Genomic DNA, 18,980 nt, shown 5'->3' with positions numbered 1-18,980 from the left:
TGCTATCCTAGCCAGGATCGACGTTCTTCAGGCGCGAACAGGTCATGAATTTCTGTGATGCGAGAACGATCAGTTAAAAACAGAATCACGTGATCCTCTGCTTCAATGACCAAGTCACGATGGGCAAACAACACTTTACCTTCGCGCACAATACAGCCAATCGTAATATCTTTTGGCCAATCCACTTCAATTAAACGTTTGCCGATAATCTTGGATGAGTTTTCACTCCCATGCACAATCACCTCCATGGCTTCGGCGGCTCCCCGTCTAAGAGTGGAAGCCTTCACCGTATCACCTTGGCGCATGTAGTGGAGGAGGTTGTTGGTGGTAATTCGGTCAGCTGAAATAGCGATATCAATTGAGTTAAGGTGGATCAGTTCAATATAGGACTGGTTGTTAACCAAGGCAATCACGCGTCGTACACCCAGTTTTTTGGCTAACATCGACGAAATAATATTGGCTTCGTCTTTGTTAGTGACCGCGACAAACAGATCAATTTCATCGATGTTCTCTTCGATCAATAAGTCCTTATCTGCCACGTCGCCATGAATAATAATCGCTTGATCTAACACCTCAGATATTTCTCGTGCACGCACGATATTGTGGTCGATAATTTTGACCTGATGGGTATCTTCTAACTGTTTAGCCAAGCTGAAGCCAATATGTCCACCACCAGCAATCATAATGTTGCGCGCTTTTTTCTGTTTTTCGCGGCGGAATTCTTCTACGATGATCGAAATATCATGCGGTTCAGCAATAAAGAAGACTTCATCGCCTACACGAATTGGCTCATCGCCGGTTGGCATCACGACTTCGTCTTGACGGTAAATAGCCACAATACGCGTTTTTACTTTGGCAGGCAGGTGTTGTTTTAGTTCTCGAATTTTTTTGCCAACCAGTGGGCCACCATTGTGAGCGCGCATGGCGACTAAACGTACCAAACCATCGGCAAAGTCGACTACCTGAAGCGAGCCAGGATAAGCGATTAACTGCAGGATGTAATCGGTCACCAAATTTTCTGGGCTGATTAATAAATCAATCGGAATCGCGTCTGAGTTTTGGTTACGGTCAAATAACTCAGGATGCTTGAGGTAGTCGTTACTGCGAACCCGTGCGATTTTAGTGGTAGTCTTGAACATGATGTGCGCCATTTGGCAGGCGCAGATGTTGGTTTCATCATTTTGAGCGGTGGCAATCAGCAAGTCCGCATACTCTAAACCAGCTTGCACCAAAACATTGGGGTGAGAAACATGGCCTTGTACCGTGCGTATGTCTAACCGATCTTGCAATCGTTGCAAACTCGCGTTATCTAAATCCACCACGGTGACGTCGTTATCATCATTGGCTAATAACTCGGCTAATGAAGAACCTACCTGGCCGGCTCCGAGAATCACGATGTTCATATAGGGTTCCTTATATGGGATCTTTTGGATCTATCTCTAAGGCTTTGAGTTTGCGATAGAGATGGGTGCGTTCGATACCAGAGCGTTTTGCCGTTTCCGATACACTCCCGCTGGTTTCGCGTAATAACTGCTTTAAATAAGCCGCTTCAAAATTTTCTTTGGCCGCCTTTAAGTTCATGGAGGTATCAATCGATGCGCTATTGTAGTATTGCTGTGAAGATTGGGTCAAGCTGTGGCGAACCTCCTCCTCAGAGACCTCTGGCGTAGTGCCTAAAATTAATAGGCGTTGTACCAAGTTTTGTAATTCACGCAAGTTGCCCGGCCAGGCATATTGGCGTAATAAATTAAACACGGGCTCTGAAAAGGTTCGATTTGGCAGGCCTTCTTGGAAGGTAAAGTGTTCGACGAAGTGGTTCACCAGTTCGGGAATGTCTTCGTTGTGTTGCCTTAGAGCCGGCACGATAATTGGCATCACATTGAGGCGTTTAAAGACGTCTTCACGAAACTCACCGTTTCCGACCGCTTGTTCCAGGTCGATACGGCTGGTGCAAACTAAGCGGATATCAATCGGCAAAAGTTTGTCGCTCCCCTGGCGACGGTAGGATTGATGAAAAATTAAATCTGCTAAGCGACTTTGTGCTTCTTCTGTCAGTTGTTCAACATTGGATAACACCAAGGTGCCGGTTTTCACTTGTTCGATTTGTCCCACTTGGGTGTGACGTTCTTCCACCGTGCCGAGCCAAGTCTCAAGGTTGTCGGAAAAGTCTTTGGCATGCACGTTGTAAATCGGCGCTTCTTTGCGAGGGCTGGCTTGATGCAAGGCGTTAGCAAAGAAATGTTTACCGGTACCGGCTTCCCCCGTTAACAGAATAGGCATGGTGTATTTAGCCAAGCGTTCGATCGTACTGCGTTGTTCACGCATGAGTTTGCTTTTGCCGACGGGCATTACCAGGCCTGGTTGATTGCCTTTTAGGCGTCGATTCTCATGGGCGAGCCGATTGTGTTCTAGCGCACGTTCTGCCATCACAATTAATTTGGCTAAAGACAGCGGTTTTTCCATGAAATCGTAAGCACCAAAGCGTGTTGCTTCGACCGCGGTTTCAATCGTGCCATGCCCTGACATCATAATGACCGTTGTGTGGTCTAATAGTTTTTCAGCTTGCATTTCTTTAAGCAAAGATAGGCCATCAACATCCGGCATCCAGATATCGAGAAAAATAACATCGGGCACGTTATCTCGCCAAGCCGAACGCGCCTGCACACCATTGGCGGCGGTCATGACTTGATAACCTTCTTCCGCAAAAATTTCTTGCATTAAATTGCGAATATCTTTTTCGTCATCAACAATCAGCAATTTGCCTGAATGAGTGGTTGAGGTAGCCGGTTTTTGCATTAGTGTCTATCCGCGTTAAGCTTTGAAAGCGTGATCACAAAACAAGTACCTTGGGTTCCGGTGTCTTTTAGTTCAATGTGGCCATTATGTTCTTCTACAATCTTTTTAACGATTGCGAGCCCGAGTCCGGTGCCTTTAGGTTTGTCGGTCGCATAGGGTTCGAAAATCCAGTTTACGGCTTGTTCTGGAATGCCTGGCCCATTGTCAACGATTTGGATGGTAATCTTATCAGGCTGAGCGTCACAATCGGTGATAATTTCAACTTGAGCTTCATCACTGTCTTCGGTCGCTTCCAAGGCATTTTTTATAAGATTATGAAACAACTGACGCAAGCGTGACGCGTCCGCCAAAATGGCCGGGCATTCTGGGTCCAGTTTGAGTTGGATGATATTGTTGTCATTCGGAGCTTGATATAAAGACACAATATCCAAAATTAACTCATTTAAATCCAACATTTGTAATTGCATTTCGGGCGTATGTGCATAATCGATAAAGGCTTGAACCAACGTCTGCATGGTATCGACTTGATCCACGATGGTGCGAGTCATCCGCTGAAGCAGGGCGGCATCATCCGCTTCTAGTTTGCTAGCGAGTTTAAACTCTAAACGCTCCGCACTGAGCTGGATTGGGGTGAGCGGATTTTTGATTTCGTGCGCCAAACGGCGAGCGACATCACTCCAAGCCGCATGCAACTGAGCTTGTACTAAATCCGTAATATCATCCATAACAATAACGAAACCGCCAATCTTTTGATCAATGCTGGGTAAGGTTGAACCATGCATCAAAATAATACGCTGTTGGTTATGGTACTGGATGGTAATTTGCTCACTCCAAGGGCGCGCATCCATTTGAACCAGGTTTTGGTTTTCAAAACGCGGCATCATGGCGTCAAAGAAAGGCTTTAAGTGCGGGGTATCGGCCTGGTCCATAATGTCGCAAAACCGTTCACCGACTAAGGGTTGTAAATTAATCCCCAAGATTTGACTGGCTTTATCGTTAATTGTGCGCAAGCGACGGTTCATGTCGAGGGTCACTACGCCGTTGGTTAGGTTACGGATGACCGCTTGGAAATATAAACGTTGCACTTCGGTTTGTTGGTGGTTGATCTTAATATCGTTTCGAGCCTTGGCTACTTGGCCTATCATGTCGTTAAACGACTGAATTAAAGTGCCAAACTCATCGTCTCGATCTACCTGCATTTTGGTGCTGTAATCACCCTGTGCGACGCGTTGAGTACCTTGCGCCAGGTAACGTATTGGGCGAGTGAGGTTTTGAGCGGCCTGTACCATAAACAATAAAGCACTCACCAAGGTTAACAATAACACCATTGATAAGATGAGGGTGAAGCTGGTTTTGAGTGGTGAGCGTAAGTAATTTAATTCATGATACTGGCTTTCGGCCAGGCGCACCGATTGAGCATAGCGTGTAATATTCTCAGGAATATCAAAGATAACCTGCAATGGGTGAACCTGGTTCGAAAACGGATTAAAGACCGGGATTAACACGCGCACAATTTGTCGATTTGCGTCACTCAGGGTTTCGACGGCCGCATAGCTATGACGCTGGCGAAGTTGTTGAAATAAATTGTCTCCGGGTTGACTGGGTAAACTCTGGTCACCAAAACTGTTGCTATAAGCTATGAGTTGACCATTTGATTGGTAGAGAGCGACTTCTTGCGCACCAAGTTGGTTGCGTAACTGACTGACGGAATAGGCCGGACGCTGCGCCAAAAAGGGCCGCAAGGATTCTTCTGCGCGCTGGGTGGTATTTAAGCTATCGCGTGTTAAGTTATCTAGGTTGGCACGCACCAAAGCGCTGGCATCACTCAAAGCTTGTTCAGTACGTGTATCAAACCACTGGTCAATACTTTGGTGTACTAAACTCACCGAAAAATAAAATAAAGTCAGAATAGGAAAGGCCAATAATAGAGTGAGGGTGCTGGTAATTTTTATGGTAGTGCGAATCCCCGATATATTTTGTTTATATTGGCGATAAAGTTTAACCAGTGTGCGTATCAGTAGACTTATGAGAATCAAGGTGCCGATTAGGCTAAAGGCCAGCAACCCAATATAGTATTCAACTAGTTCAGGAGCATTTTGTAAAATCTGATGCATGATCAGCAACGAAATCAATAATAATCCCGTCACAATTACGAGCCAACCGTATTGTTTTAGAAATAGGCGGGTTTTGACGTTCATCGGCGCCGACCTGCTTGAATAGGTAGTTCAAACCATTCACTTTTGAAACGCCAGTCTGGGTCAAATAATGCCTGGGTTAACATGGGCGCGGGCAAAGCCCAATAGTTCAATCGAAACTGTAGTTTTAACCTATAACGCAAGCCAGAATGCAATTGATTTAAACTGGTTATTGGGAAATTCTGTAATTCGCTGAGCGTCGTTAAAGCTGGTTCCAACTGGTTAAAGTAACGTACATTTTGATTGCGCAGGTTATGAAGTTTATAACGTCGTTCAAAATGCGAATAAGAAAGTTCGGTGCTATAGCGGATATGTCTTTGTAGGCTGTTGTAAGGGAAAATAAAAATTTGGTCACGGCGGGTTAATTCAATTTCGGTGACAAATTGGATCGGGATCTCATGTTGAATCGCGCTCACCACTTTTTGAGGTAAGTCTATATGTGCTCTTGCATCCAAATAGAGGGTGTCATTCAGTTGTTTATCCACCAGCTCTAACAAGGTGACTTGCGACCAAGCTGTTTGGCAAGCAAACATAAGAAGTAGACTTATGCTTCTAGCCCACCTGCTCATATGTTGCGCTCCGTCTTACGGAGCAGGGCATAATAGAACCCATCCATACCCTGTTCACCGGGTAAAATTTGTTTGCCAAAGCTTCCATGTCCCCAGTCGCCCATAATGGGTTGCAATTCGGCGTCAGCTTGACGTTGTAAAAAGGCCTCAATTTGCTCAGTATTTTCTGCAGGTAAAATCGAGCAGGTTGCGTATAGCAATAAGCCACCGGGCTTTAAGGTTTGCCACAGTTGATCCAATAATTGTGCCTGAATCTCGACTAAGGCACTAATGTCTTCTGGTCGACGGTGGTGTTTGATATCTGGGTGGCGTCGAATAATGCCGGTTGCTGAGCAAGGAGCGTCCAACAGGATCTGATCAAAAGGCGCGCCATCCCACCAGGCCTGGAGCTCGGCGGCATCGGCGACTTGGGTATGGGCGCTCAGTTGTAATCTTGCTAAATTCTCTTGTAAGCGAGGCATGCGATCAGCTTGTTTTTCGAGTGCCAACAACCAGGCCTGGTTGTCGCTATATTCAAGTAAATGCCCAGTTTTACCGCCGGGGGCCGCGCAGGCATCCAATAAGCGCATGCCGGGCTGAGGCTGTAAAATCAGCGCAGCTTGTTGGGCGGCGATATCCTGTACGCTGAATCCACCTTGTTCAAAACTTGGGAGTTGGCTGATATCCACCGGACTGCTTAGCGAAATACCAACCGGGCTGAGCGGGTGAGCTTGTGCCGAAATGCCAGCTTTGTTTAAAACATTCAGAAAACTGTCACGCGTTTGCACCCGTTGGTTGACGCGCAAGGTGAGTGGCGCGGTTTGATTATTTTGTTGCAAGATTTGTTCGTATTGCTCGGGATAAGCTTGTTTTAACGCCTTCACCAACCAACTCGGGTGAGCTGTTTGTACTCCAATGTCGCTGGGCAATTTGGCTAAAATGGCCTCTTTATCTCGTATAAAGGTGCGTAATACGCCATTTAATAATCCGCGCGCCCAAGGCTTTTTGAGTTTTTGAGTTAAGTTCACGGTTTCAGAAACGGCTGCGTGATCCGGCGTATCCAGATACAAAAGCTGATAAAGCGCGAGCAGGATTAAGCTATTAATGTCTTCGTCTTTGGCTTTAAGCGGCTTCGCCAGGAGCTGGTTTCGAACCGCGACCAGGCGGTCATACCAGCGCAGACAACCAAACACTAGGTTTTGTGTAAAGGCGCGGTCACGCCGATCTACAATAGCTTGCAAGGCATTCGGTAACGCTTGACTAAGAGATTGACCTTGTTGGGTCACATTTAACAAGGCGTTCAGTGCAGCACGACGTGGATTCATAAAAGCCTAAAATTTAAGTAAGCGTTTTGCCGATGACATTGCGCGCTTGGCAAAAATCATAGGCTGACATGGGTTTTTTACCGGCCGGTTGCAGTTGAGTAATACGCACCAAGCCTTCACCTGCCATTACATCTACGCCGAGCTTTTCTAATAAAATCATTTCGCCGGGTTGATCGTGCTTGGGGCCATCAAGGGCTTGGGCTTGTAAAATACGTAAAGGCTGGCTGTCAAAATGGGTAAAGGCCATTGGCCAAGGGTTAAAAGCCTGTATGCGGCGCACGATTTGTTGCGCCGATAAAGTCCAGTTAATCTCGGCCTCAGCTTTGGTGAGTTTGCTGGCATAGCAGGCCTGGTGCTCGTCTTGGCTTTGCGGCTGAAGCTGGTTCAAGTTGGCTAGCGTATCGAGCAAGGCTTGTGCGCCCATCGGGGCTAAGCGGTCATGTAGGGTTTGCGCGGTATCATGGGCTTGAATGTCGGTTTCGAGTTTATACAGCATGGCGCCGGTATCGAGACCGGCATCCATTTGCATAATGGTAATACCGGTTTTAGGGTCGCCCATTTCAATGGCACGTTGAATGGGTGCCGCGCCGCGCCAGCGAGGCAGCAAGGAGGCATGAATATTTAAACAACCCAGCTTTGGCGTATCCAGCACCGCCTGAGGCAAAATGAGACCATAGGCGACCACCACCATAATATCGGCATTTAATGCGGCCAATTCGGCTTGCGCTTCAGGTGTTTTAAGGCTTTCAGGTTGAAATACAGGTAAGTTATGGCTGAGAGCGAGTTGTTTGACCGGGCTGGGCGTGAGTTTTCGGCCACGACCTGCAGGGCGGTCGGGTTGAGTATAAACACCGACTACTTGATGCTCTGAATCTAATAAAGCTTGCAAGGGCGCGACCGAAAACTCCGGTGTGCCAGCAAAGATGATTCGGTAACTCATGCGCCCTCCTTTTAAGCCATGCCGAGTTTAATGCTGCGCATTGGCTTCGGCTTGCAGTTTTTTGTATTTTTGTAAAATACGGGTGCGTTTTAAGCCAGATAAATGGTCAACGAACAGTTTACCATTTAAGTGATCAATTTCATGTTGAATGCAGATCGCCATTAAATCGGACGCTTCCATTTCAATCATTTGACCATCCCGGTTCATCGCGCGCACTAAAATATCGCTTGGGCGGTCTACATGGGCATAAATCCCGGGTAAAGAGAGACAGCCTTCCTCCCAAGTAATTTGTCCTGCGCTGCGCACAATCTCTGGATTAATCAGCGCGAGTGGTTGATTTTTGTCTTCGGATACATCTACCACAATCACACGCTGTTGCACCGCAATCTGAGGCGCGGCTAAGCCAATCCCAGGGGCCTCGTACATGGTGTAAAACATATCATCAATCAGACGATCTAAGTCGTCCGTCATTTCTGGTACAGGCGCGCAGACTTCGCGCAAGCCTTCATCAGGGAATAAAACAAGGTCGAGTTTTTGCATGGAATCGTTACTTTTAGGTTTATACTTGAAACTTTACGGAATCGAAGCATTATAGCGAATTTATGAATAAAAATGCCGACAATACCGAGCGCTCACTTTGGCTGCGGCTTCACTTGGCCTATTTAAGCGCTAAGCAGGTTCGACGTGCGGTAGATCACTTGGGTGATTTCTCGCAATTAGCACATGCCCAGCATTCTGATTGGTTGCAAGTGCCTAAACTGACGCAGAAACAGGTCGATGCCTTTTTTCAGGTCGATGAAGTATTTATTCAACAAGCTTTAGACTGGGCGCAGCAACCGAATCACCATATTATTACGTTAGAAGATGACGCTTTTCCAGAGTTGTTACGCGAAATCCCTGATCCACCAATATTATTGTACGTTCGCGGTGATTTGAGCCTATTGAAAAGCCCGCAATTGGCGGTGGTTGGCAGTCGACATGCATCACGTCAAGGGTTACAAATTGCGGAAGATTTTGGTGAGCAACTATCACGAGTCGGTTTGTGTATTACCAGTGGTCTGGCGCATGGTATTGATGCCGCGGCGCATCGTGGCGGTTTAAAAGGTCAAGGTCAAACTTTAGCGGTGGTGGGTACGGGATTAGATCGAATTTATCCAGCAGCCAATCAAAATCTCGCCCGCCAAATTGCTGAACAGGGCGCGATTGTGTCGGAATATCCGCTTGGCACACGCCCCTTGGCGCAAAACTTTCCCAAGCGTAATCGACTGATCAGCGGTATGGCGACGGGGTGTTTGGTCGTGGAGGCCGCTTTAAAAAGCGGCTCGTTGATTACGGCCCGCCAAGCGATGGAACAAGGACGCGAGGTATTTGCGATACCAGGTTCGATTAATAACTCCTTGGCGAAAGGTTGTCACCAATTGATCAAACAAGGTGCTAAATTGGTCGAATCGGCGCAAGACGTGTTGGAAGAATTGGCGCCTTTGGTCGCATTCAGTTGGGATAATGATATTGCTAAACCTGAAACATCAGCACCAGGCCTGGTGCCGGATCAAGCCAAACATCCACTATTGGAGGTAGTGGAATATGAGCCGATAAGCTTAGATGAGTTAGTGGTGATGACAAAAATGGCGGCCTCGGATATCCAGGCGCAAATGATGATGCTTGAATTGAGCGGTGAGGTGGAGTCACTTTCCGCTGGGCGTTGGCGTCGTATCTAATTCTAGGCGTTTGCAGCCTGCGTGAAATTGAATTATATTTTGTGTAATTGGTTTTTATAAAGAGGAGTGCGAGATGTTAAAAAAATCGATCAGTATGTTATTGGCTTTTGCCTTTTTAGGTTTATCAGTTATGCCATTGCAAGCGGCGATGGTGTCAACCGATGAATTAGTATCAACTCAGCAAGCGGCTATGGATCGGCAGGACTTAGCGGCCGTATTGGATCGCGCGGATGTGCAGCAAAAACTAGTGACAATGGGGGTCTCATTGGACGAGGTTGAACAACGTATCGCGATGATGACGGATGCGGAAGTGGCGCAGTTAAATCAACAAATAGCGGATTTGCCTGCTGGTGCAGATGTGGTGAGTTTATTGGTATTGTTGTTTATTGTTTTTGTGGTAACCGATGTGATTGGCGCCACCGATATTTTCCCGTTTATTAGACCTGTTCGTTAATGTTAAACAGCGTTTTTCAGTTTTGCACCCAGCTTCGGCTGGGTGTTTTGTTTATGGGGCTGTTTGGCTTATCGGTACTGACGGGTTGTGCCACCAGCCCACAAACACAGACGTTATTAGCACAGTCGGCTTCGACATTTAACGCAACCGAACTGGCGGACGTGCCTTTTTATCCACAAACTCGATATCAATGCGGTCCGGCGGCCTTGGCGACTGTCATGCAATACCGTGGGCGTGATGTGTTGCCAGATGAATTGGTGAGTCAGGTTTATATCCCAGAAAAACAAGGCAGCCTGCAAATTGAAATGGTGGCCGCCACACGTAAACAAGGTTTAATGCCTTATCCACTGAAACCCGAACTGTCGGCCTTACTCAGTGAGGTTGATGCGGGTAATCCGGTATTGGTGATGCAAAACTTGGGTTTAGATTGGTATCCGGTTTGGCATTATGCGGTCGTAGTCGGGTATGACTTGACCGAACGACATTTGATATTACGTTCGGCTGAAACCAAACGTTGGATCAGTGATTTATCAACGTTTGAACGTACTTGGCAACGTAGCAATTATTGGGCATTAGTCGTGGACACGCCGGATCAATTGCCCGCAACCGCTGAACCAGCTGTGTGGCTTAAAACCGCCTTCGAACTCGAGCAAGTCGGCCAAACTCACGCCGCCATCCAAGCTTATCAAACAGGCTTAAATCAATGGCCGGACTCATTTGAAATTGGGTTGGCTTTAACCAATCTGCATTACACCCAACAAAATTTTGCACAAGCAGATTCAATATTCGAGTCGATGGTTTCGCAGCATGGATCCAATGCGATCTTGTGGAATAACTGGGCCTATAATTTAAAAGCCCAGTCTTGCTACAAACAGGCAAAGCAAGCCGCAGCTTGCGCAATAAAACGACAACCAGACAAAAATAATATTCAATCCACTTGGTCAGAAATGCAAGCCTTGGCTGATCAAAATCAAGCGATTGATTGCCCTGTTATAAACTGTGATTAATACTTAATATCACCAGGCCTGGTGGTGTTAAATAGAGCTTAATGCTTGTAAAACCAAGCATTTGCTATCAATATAGTTGGGTTTTTGCGTCACAGTGGTTACAATCGCGCCATTTTTACGGCGATCGCGTTTTTGGTTTTAATGTTTGCATTATGTGTAAAATTTTTGCAGTCTTTAAAATAGAGCGGAAAACAAGCCCTAGAACACAAACATTATATTTAAGGTTTATCCATGAAGAATTTGGTGATAGTAGAGTCGCCGGCCAAGGCCAAGACCATTGAACAATACCTGGGCAAAGATTTCACTGTGCGCTCCAGTTACGGGCACATTCGTGACTTGTCAAAAAAAGGCATGGGGATTGATCTGGCGAATAGATTTGAGCCGAGCTATGAAATATCACCCGATAAAAAGAAAACCGTCACTGAGCTACGCAAACTCGCCAAGGAGGCCGATGCGGTTTGGTTGGCAACGGATGAGGACCGCGAAGGGGAAGCCATTGCATGGCACCTAGCGGAAGCCCTAAAACTGAATGTTAGCGATACCAAACGTATTGTGTTTCACGAAATTACCAAAGATGCGATTACTAAAGCGGTTGCGCATCCGCGCACAGTGGACCTTAACCTCGTAAATGCACAGCAAGCGCGTCGAATTTTAGATCGGGTGGTCGGGTTTGAGTTATCGCCCATTCTGTGGAAAAAAATCCGTACCGGACTTTCTGCTGGTCGTGTGCAATCGGTGGCGGTGCGTTTGATTGTCGAACGTGAGCGTGAAGTGGAAGCCTTTAACCCACAAGTGTCTTATAAGGTACAAGGTCAGCTGCAACCGATTGGTGAGCAGGGTGAGTTAGGCGAAGCCTTTAATGTGAAACGGGTCGCCAGCTTTGAAACTGAACAACAAGCACAACAATATTTAGAAGCACTCGCCCTCTCAACGTTAAAAGTTGAAAACCTAGAGCAAAAGCCGGCTAAACGTGCACCTAAAGCGCCTTTTACCACGTCGACTTTGCAACAGGAAGCCTCGCAAAAACTGGGCTTTTCAGTTAAGCAAACCATGGTGATTGCGCAGCGTTTATATGAGTCCGGTAAAATCACCTATATGCGTACCGACTCGGTCAATTTGTCGGAAACTGCGATTGCGCAAGCAAAACAAGTGATCGAATCCGACTTTGGTGCCAAATACAGCCATTCACGTCGATTTAAAACCAAACAAGCGGATGCGCAAGAGGCGCACGAAGCGATCCGTCCTACCGATTTTTCGGTGCGCGACGTGAATGGCGAACGTAACGAGCAACGTTTATATCAACTGATTTGGCGGCGCACCATGGCTTCGCAAATGGCGGAGGCCGAATTGCTACGCACTACGGTTGATATCAGCGTGAGTGAACTACCGCAAGAAAGTTTACAAGCCAAAGGCGAAATGGTCACCTTTGATGGTTTCTTGAAGGTTTATAACCTAGACGGCTCAAAAGACGATGATGTCTTGTTACCGGCGATGCAAGTTGGCCAAGCACTTAACCTAGTTGAGATGGTTGCTAAACAAAGCTTTAGCCGCGCACCAGCCCGTTACAACGAAGCCAGTTTAGTTCGTACACTCGAAGAAATGGGAATTGGCCGACCCTCTACTTATGCCCCCACAATTGATACGATTCAACAGCGTGGTTATGTGGTAAAAGAAGATCGTGAAGGCACGCCACGCGAAATTCGTCAGCTTACATTAAGTGGTGGAAAAGTCGAAGGTGAAACCTTGTCTGAAATGGCGGGGGCGGAAAAAAACAAACTTTTCCCAACCGATATTGCGGGCATCGTCAACGACTTTTTGGTGAAAAACTTCGGTGAAGTGTTGGATTATAAGTTCACCGCTAAGGTGGAAGCCGAATTTGATGAAATCGCAATTGGCGACCAGGCCTGGCAGGATATGCTGGAAAGTTTTTACACCAAGTTTCACCCTAAAGTCGAAGTGGCTGAAACGCTTTCCAGAGAAGAAGCTGGCCAAGCGCGTTCATTAGGTAATGACCCCAAAACCGGTAAACCGGTGTTTGTCAAAATCGGACGTTTTGGCCCCTATGTTCAGCTGGGTGAAGGTGAAGATGACGAAAAACCGACCTTCGCCAGTTTAAGACCCGGCCAAAAAATGGATACGCTGAAGTTAGATGACGCGATGGAGCTGTTTAAGTTGCCACGTACCCTAGGCGAAATGCCGGAGTCCTTTTCAGCGACCGCCGCAGATGGCACCGAATTTAGCATCGAAAAAGGTCAAACCTTGATCGCCAAGCAAGGGCCGTTTGGGCCTTATTTGGAATACGGCGAAAAGATGTTTGCGCCGATTAAGGGCTACGATCCATTAAGCATTACCTTAGAAGAAGCGGTTTTATTGGTGGAAGCCAAAATTCAAGCCGATGCAGACAAAATTGTCCGTAGCTTCGCGGGTACGGATGTCAAAATACTTAATGGGCGCTGGGGGCCATACATTACCGATACTTCGACTAAAGTAAACGCGAAAATTGCCAAAACAGAAGATCCGAACGATTTGACCTTAGAAGAATGTCAAAAACGTTTAGCCGAAGCACCACCACCCAAAAAACGGGGTCGAGCCGCGGCTAAAAAACCCGCCGCCAAAAAAGCGCCGGCTAAGAAAGCCCCAACTAAAAAACCGGCGGCAAAGAAGCCGGCCACAAAAGCCAGCAAATAGTTCCGGTTTAAAAGGTTCGTCAAGGCCAAGCGGTTTCGGATAAAATAGCCCGTTTCCGCGCCATCTATTTACGCAAACGAGACAAGCATGAAAACAAAGTTAAGCCAAATTTTGATTGAAGTAGCCGATCAACTTAAACAGCAGGGCATTATCCCAGCCGATCATGAGGTCAAGGTTCAAGTTGATCCGACCCGCGATAAAGCGCATGGTGACTTTGCCACTAACTTGGCGATGACACTCGCGAAACCCGCCAGTTTGCCACCGCGTGAGTTGGCCGCCAAAATCATTGCGTTATTACCTGCGCAGTCAGTGATCACCAAGGTTGAAATGGCTGGCCCAGGTTTTATTAACTTTTTTGTAGACGATCAAGCTAAGTTTGCGGTGGTGCAACAAGTTCTGCAGCAAAAGACACAATTCGGACAGACGGGTGCAGGTCAAGGTCGTTCTGTCTTGGTTGAATATGTGTCAGCTAATCCGACTGGCCCATTACATGTTGGTCACGGACGCGGCGCGGCTTATGGCGCGAGTTTAGTGAACTTATTAGGCTTTGCTGGTTTTGATGTCACCGCAGAATATTATGTGAACGATGCCGGTCGTCAGATGGATATTTTGGCGACCTCGGTTTGGTTACGTTATTTAGAGATTTGTGGCGAAGAATTCCAGTTCCCGAGCAATGGTTATAAAGGTGACTACATTTATGCCATTGCACGCCAATTGTTTGATCAACATGGTGATGGATTGCGCAAACCGGCCTTTGAAGTCTTTGCTGGCGCTTTCCCCGATGAAGTTCAAGACGGCGGCGATAAAGAAAAACATATTGATGATTTAATTGAACGTGCTAAAGCTTTATTGGGTGGAGTGGATTTTGAACATGTATTTAGCTTAGCGCTAAAAGACATTCTGACCGACATAGAAGAAGACTTGGCTGAATTTGGCGTTAAGTTTAATAACTGGTTTTCTGAGCGTTCATTAATGCACACGGGTGTGGTGGATGCCGCCCTCGAAAAATTACAGCAAGCCGATAAAATATACGAAAAAAACGGTGCACTTTGGTTCCGTTCAACCCAGTATGGCGATGAAAAAGACCGTGTGGTTGTGCGCGACAACGGTCTAAAAACCTATTTTGCGTCGGACATTGCCTATCACTTTAATAAACTTGAGCGTGGCTACGAAACTATTATTGATATTTGGGGATCGGATCACCATGGCTATATTCCGCGCGTAAAAGCGGCAATGGAAGCGATGGAAACCAACCCGGATGCCTTGCAAGTTTTATTAGTGCAGTTTGCGATTTTATATCGTGGCGGTGAACGTGCCCAGATGTCGACACGTAGCGGTCAATTTGTGACCTTGCGAGAGTTACGCGAAGAAGTGGGTACCGATGCGGCGCGTTTTTTCTATGTCGCACGCAAATCCGAACAGCATATGGATTTCGACCTAGATTTAGCTAAATCTCAGTCGAACGATAACCCGGTTTATTACATTCAATATGCGCATGCACGTATTTGCAGTGTACTCGGCCAGTTGGCTGAAAAAGGCTATGGATTAGACGAAGCGATGGGCTTGGCGAATTTAGATCAACTAACCACTGAACATGAAATCGACTTGGCTACCAAGCTAGCTCAATTCCCAGATTTAATTGCACGGGCCGCCTTGGCTTATGAGCCGCATCAAATTGCCTATTACCTTAAAGAATTGGCGCACGGTTTACACAGCTATTACAATTCACAGCAGTTTATTGTGGAGCAAGCCGAACTACGTAATGCCCGCATGGTATTGATTTTGGCTGTGCAGCAAGTGTTGCAAAATGGCTTGGCGATTATTGGTGTTACCGCGCCTGAGAAAATGTAATGGCTCAGGATTTTCGGCATGCGCCGGTGCGTCGCAAAACCTACCAGCGCAAATCTCAGATAGAGGCCGATGCTGGTTTTGATAGCACCAGGCCTGGTGGTTCATTTAGTTCGACGCAAATGCTCTGGTTAGCAGGGCTATTATTAAGTGCCTTGTTGGTAATGGCGTTTTTTGTGGTCAAACATTTTGCTTCGCAGGGTGTCAAAGCTTCGGACGCACGGACTAGCCAAATTTACCAGGCACAATCGGTTGAGTCAGTGGAAACAGAAACTCAAACCATTGAGTTGGAAGAGCCGATTGAGTCGCCGGTCGCATCGGCATCAGAAGACCTGGCTGAGCCGGTGGTGAAAACGCAATACACTTTTTACGAAGATCTGCCTAATACAGAGGTCGTAGTTGAGGCGGAACCTTTACCTATAGAACTGCCGGAACCCATGTGGATTCAAGCCGGTTCGTTTGCCGAACTCGAACAAGCTCAGCGCGAACAAGTACGTTTGTCACAAGGTCATCGTGAAGTTGATATCGCACCGATTGATACCCAGCGAGGGCGATATTACCGCATTATGTTAGGGCCGTTTACTGATCGTTTAGTGATGAATCAACAGCGTAATGAATTACGCCGTTTAGGCGCGGATACTCGGGTGGTGCGAATCCAGCCTGATTAGATTGGGTTGTCAAACTCAGTGACAACTTGGTCGCGCCCGGTTTGTTTGGCGTTGTAGAGCATTTCATCCGCGCGCGCTACAAAGTCGTCTAAGGGTTCAGTTGCGCGGTATTGCGCGATCCCAAAAGAAGCGGTAATTTCAGGTAAAGCTTCATTTGTGCCACGGCGCTTTAATTTAGCCTTTTTTAGAGCGGTGCGTAACTTTTCCGCGCAATCTTTAGCTTGCTCTAAATTGGTGTCGTTCATAATAATCGCAAACTCTTCACCGCCATATCGACAGAGGGTATTTTGCGGTCTTTGCTTTTTACGCAACAGGTTTGCAAAATAACGCAAAACACTGTCGCCGACTAAATGGCCGTATCGATCATTAAAGCTTTTGAAATGATCAATATCAATCAGAATCAAATGCAACTGGTCGGGTTGGTCAGCAAAGTCTTCGGTGAGCTCTTCCAAACGTAAATTAAACGCTTTGCGGTTGCCTAATTCAGTCAATTCATCTTTTAAACTCTCGGCGCGCGCTTCGATTAATTGTTCGCGTAAACTTTGAATTTCAATGCTGGCCTGCACCAGGTCTTGCTGAACACCTTCACTGTTATGACGTAAATCTTGTGTGGTATGCAAAATCGAGTCGGTTAAAATTTTGAGTTTTTCTGGATCGATATTTGGTTCGGATAAGCGTAATGCATAATCATCGAGTTGCTGATTTTGGCTCGCAAGTTTATCTGTCCAGCTGCTTAATTTTTTTACCATGGCATCTAATAAACGCTTAAACACGCGGTCTAGATGATGACTGGGCGGCTCGTCTTTTAAGTGCTCATCAAATAAACGCCGTCCGGTACGGTCGTTATAACCAAATGGGTCATTTAAGATGGCATCCATTTCTTGGCGAAACTTGGGTTTATCGCCTTTAAAGTATTCATACCAGACCTGGTAGTTAAGCGGACTGGGGGTAATCTCTTGTTCCTTGAAAACTTGGCTGATACGCTCAAAAATTTTCCGCGCTTTGATTAAGCTTTCTTGATCGTCAGACACTTTCCGTACTCCATATAAGTCGTTGGGTAAATATTATCACTTAAATTCGAATTAAGTCTTAAATGTTGATCGCCTGTAAGATTACAGTAACCATTCGATCGGCAAAACCGACCAGAGTTTTGAACGCATGCGACGCCAAACACTGGCGGAAGGTTCACGCTGATGAATCATCGGCGCTTGATCGGTTTGGTGCTCAATCCAAATCAGTTGGTTTTGATCATTGAGTTTGACCTGATAGGCATGGGTCGGAATATCTTGCTTGAAGGATTGTTCAATTGTTTTCGCAAGGTCGGGGCTGTCAATCACAAACCCCAGCTCGGTATTAAGATGGGTGGAACGTGGATCAAAATTAAAAGAGCCGACAAACACTCTTTGGCTATCCACCGCAAAGGTTTTAGCATGTAAACTGGTGGCTGAACTGGCAAAGGGGCCGAGTTTTTTTAGGTGGGTTTTGGACTGCTGACCTCGGCGCATTTCAAATAGCTCAACGCCGCCGGCGATTAGGTTGCGACGTTGCTTTGCATACCCAGCATGTACCGCGACCACATCGGTTGCGGCTAATGAGTTGGTGAGAATGCGCACTTGAATGCCACGTTTGACTAAATCGATAAAAACTTGAGTTCCGGTTTTGGTCGGAACAAAATAGGGCGAAATTAATGTGACTTGTTGGTTAGGCTGGCCAATAATTTGTTCGAGTTGCTGGCCAATCAAGCTATCGGGTTTGGCTAAACCTAAGCCTTTTGCTGGGTCGTCACTCAACATGCTGGTTGGGCTCCAATCAAACTCAAGGGCGCCCTCGACCAGTTCTTGAATTAAGTCAGACTCGCTGATCGCATTGAAATAGGTTTCAGCCGCTGGATTGGCTTCCAGATTCGACGCGGCCTCACTGAGGTGGTCTAAGTCCTGTTTAACACTTGGTACAATGCTTTCAATAGGAAAGGCAGATTGACTAGACCAATAGCGATCAAAGTCGGCCGATACATGCGGCACAACCTCGCCGACGGCTACCACGTCTAAGTCCGCAAACAATAAACGCGCATCTGCGCCAAAATACTCATCGCCAATATTGCGTCCACCCACTATGGCGACCTGGTTATCAGCAATAAAGGCTTTGTTATGCATGCGTCGATTCGCACGTGGAAAGTCACTAACAAATCCTAACCATTTTGGGGTGCGAACCATAAATGGGTTAAATAAGCGCACCTCAATCAGCGGATGATTGGCGAGCGCACTCAGCTCTTGGTCAAGTTTTTGCGTGCCATTATCATCGAGTAATAAACGCACACGTACCCCTCGGTCAGCGGCTTCGTGTAAGGCTTCAAGCAATAGCATACCGGTGATGTCTTTGCGCCAAATATAATATTGAATATCGAGGGTTTTTTCGGCTACTTGGGTGAGCAGCGCGCGCGCAGCAAATGCATCGTGGGGGTTGGAGAGTGCACGGATGCCGCTTAAATTGGGGTGGATCTGCGCTTGAGGTTGAAGGGTTTCGCCGAGCAAGGTCTGATGCGCCTCGTCAGCACTTAAAGCATACGAAGGATTGGACTGGTCTAGTTTTGGCAAGGCGCACCCCGTAACAACACTGATAAATACGAATATACTGATTAAACGAACGAGCTTTGGCAAAATCAACCTCAGATGCCTTGCTAACCGACTTAAAAGTGTGATCAATATCATGTATAAAACCTTTGGTTGTCGATAGTTTTGCCAGCTTTGTCCTAGAAAGCAAGTAAAAATCGTATAATCATTCAATACATTTAAG

15 protein-coding genes are annotated in these 18,980 nt (G+C 46.6%); 6 read left to right on the top strand and 9 right to left on the bottom strand.

From position 1 onward, the window contains the following. Positions 1 to 2: 2 nt before the first annotated feature. Genes trkA through def form a run of 7 tightly spaced genes read right to left on the bottom strand, consistent with a single transcriptional unit; the run spans position 3 to position 8,344 of the window. Positions 3 to 1,403 (bottom strand): Trk system potassium transporter TrkA, encoded by a 1,401-nt coding sequence (trkA, locus tag VIM91_RS05990; protein WP_331863909.1) that lies wholly within the window; start codon positions 1,401 to 1,403, stop codon positions 3 to 5. Between the two features lie 10 nt (positions 1,404 to 1,413). Next, positions 1,414 to 2,796 carry a sigma-54 dependent transcriptional regulator gene (locus VIM91_RS05985; protein ID WP_331863908.1) on the bottom strand — a complete coding sequence of 461 codons (1,383 nt, stop codon included), beginning with the start codon at positions 2,794 to 2,796 and terminating at the stop codon, positions 1,414 to 1,416. Then, positions 2,796 to 4,994 (bottom strand): sensor histidine kinase, encoded by a 2,199-nt coding sequence (locus VIM91_RS05980; protein WP_331863907.1) that lies wholly within the window; start codon positions 4,992 to 4,994, stop codon positions 2,796 to 2,798. Before VIM91_RS05980 ends, VIM91_RS05985 begins: the two co-directional genes overlap by 1 nt. Further along, entirely contained in the window at positions 4,991 to 5,524 is a 534-nt protein-coding gene (locus tag VIM91_RS05975) for a DUF4390 domain-containing protein (protein WP_331863906.1), read from the bottom strand. The genes VIM91_RS05980 and VIM91_RS05975 overlap by 4 nt, the downstream gene beginning before the upstream one ends. Positions 5,525 to 5,556: 32 nt before the next feature. Next, on the bottom strand, positions 5,557 to 6,864 hold the full coding sequence (gene rsmB, locus VIM91_RS05970; RefSeq protein WP_331863905.1) for a 16S rRNA (cytosine(967)-C(5))-methyltransferase RsmB: 1,308 nt from the start codon (positions 6,862 to 6,864) through the stop codon (positions 5,557 to 5,559). Between the two features lie 13 nt (positions 6,865 to 6,877). Beyond that, positions 6,878 to 7,804 (bottom strand): methionyl-tRNA formyltransferase, encoded by a 927-nt coding sequence (gene fmt / locus VIM91_RS05965; protein ID WP_331863904.1) that lies wholly within the window; start codon positions 7,802 to 7,804, stop codon positions 6,878 to 6,880. A gap of 27 nt (positions 7,805 to 7,831) precedes the next feature. Continuing rightward, complete coding sequence (def, locus tag VIM91_RS05960; RefSeq protein ID WP_331863903.1) at positions 7,832 to 8,344, bottom strand: peptide deformylase; 513 nt, start codon at positions 8,342 to 8,344, stop codon at positions 7,832 to 7,834. A gap of 62 nt (positions 8,345 to 8,406) precedes the next feature. Here def and dprA point away from each other — a divergent pair, with 62 nt between their 5' ends. The 6 genes from dprA to VIM91_RS05930 all read left to right on the top strand — a co-directional run bounded on the left by dprA (position 8,407) and on the right by VIM91_RS05930 (position 16,187). Further along, entirely contained in the window at positions 8,407 to 9,522 is a 1,116-nt protein-coding gene (gene dprA, locus VIM91_RS05955; protein WP_331863902.1) for a DNA-processing protein DprA, read from the top strand. A 73-nt stretch (positions 9,523 to 9,595) separates the two neighbouring features. Continuing rightward, positions 9,596 to 9,976 (top strand): DUF6627 family protein, encoded by a 381-nt coding sequence (locus tag VIM91_RS05950; protein ID WP_331863901.1) that lies wholly within the window; start codon positions 9,596 to 9,598, stop codon positions 9,974 to 9,976. A 53-nt stretch (positions 9,977 to 10,029) separates the two neighbouring features. After that, positions 10,030 to 10,983 (top strand): PA2778 family cysteine peptidase, encoded by a 954-nt coding sequence (locus VIM91_RS05945; RefSeq protein ID WP_331863900.1) that lies wholly within the window; start codon positions 10,030 to 10,032, stop codon positions 10,981 to 10,983. Between the two features lie 231 nt (positions 10,984 to 11,214). Further along, entirely contained in the window at positions 11,215 to 13,671 is a 2,457-nt protein-coding gene (gene topA / locus VIM91_RS05940) for a type I DNA topoisomerase (protein WP_331863899.1), read from the top strand. An 87-nt stretch (positions 13,672 to 13,758) separates the two neighbouring features. Next, the gene (argS, locus tag VIM91_RS05935) at positions 13,759 to 15,522 is read left to right on the top strand and encodes an arginine--tRNA ligase (RefSeq protein ID WP_331863898.1); all 1,764 of its coding nucleotides are present in this window, start codon (positions 13,759 to 13,761) and stop codon (positions 15,520 to 15,522) included. Further along, positions 15,522 to 16,187 carry an SPOR domain-containing protein gene (locus VIM91_RS05930; protein WP_331863897.1) on the top strand — a complete coding sequence of 222 codons (666 nt, stop codon included), beginning with the start codon at positions 15,522 to 15,524 and terminating at the stop codon, positions 16,185 to 16,187. The genes argS and VIM91_RS05930 overlap by 1 nt, the downstream gene beginning before the upstream one ends. On the opposite strand, the gene VIM91_RS05925 is transcribed toward VIM91_RS05930, so the two are convergent. Further along, entirely contained in the window at positions 16,184 to 17,218 is a 1,035-nt protein-coding gene (locus VIM91_RS05925) for a GGDEF domain-containing protein (RefSeq protein WP_331863896.1), read from the bottom strand. The genes VIM91_RS05930 and VIM91_RS05925 overlap by 4 nt on opposite strands. An 81-nt stretch (positions 17,219 to 17,299) precedes the next feature. Then, on the bottom strand, positions 17,300 to 18,980 hold a 1,681-nt coding region (locus tag VIM91_RS05920; RefSeq protein WP_331863895.1), incomplete at its 5' end, for a phospholipase D family protein.

The organism is Thiomicrospira sp. (assembly GCF_036568485.1).
In the GTDB taxonomy this organism is placed as follows: domain Bacteria; phylum Pseudomonadota; class Gammaproteobacteria; order Thiomicrospirales; family Thiomicrospiraceae; genus Thiomicrospira.
This window is presented reverse-complemented; position numbering and strand designations above follow the sequence as displayed.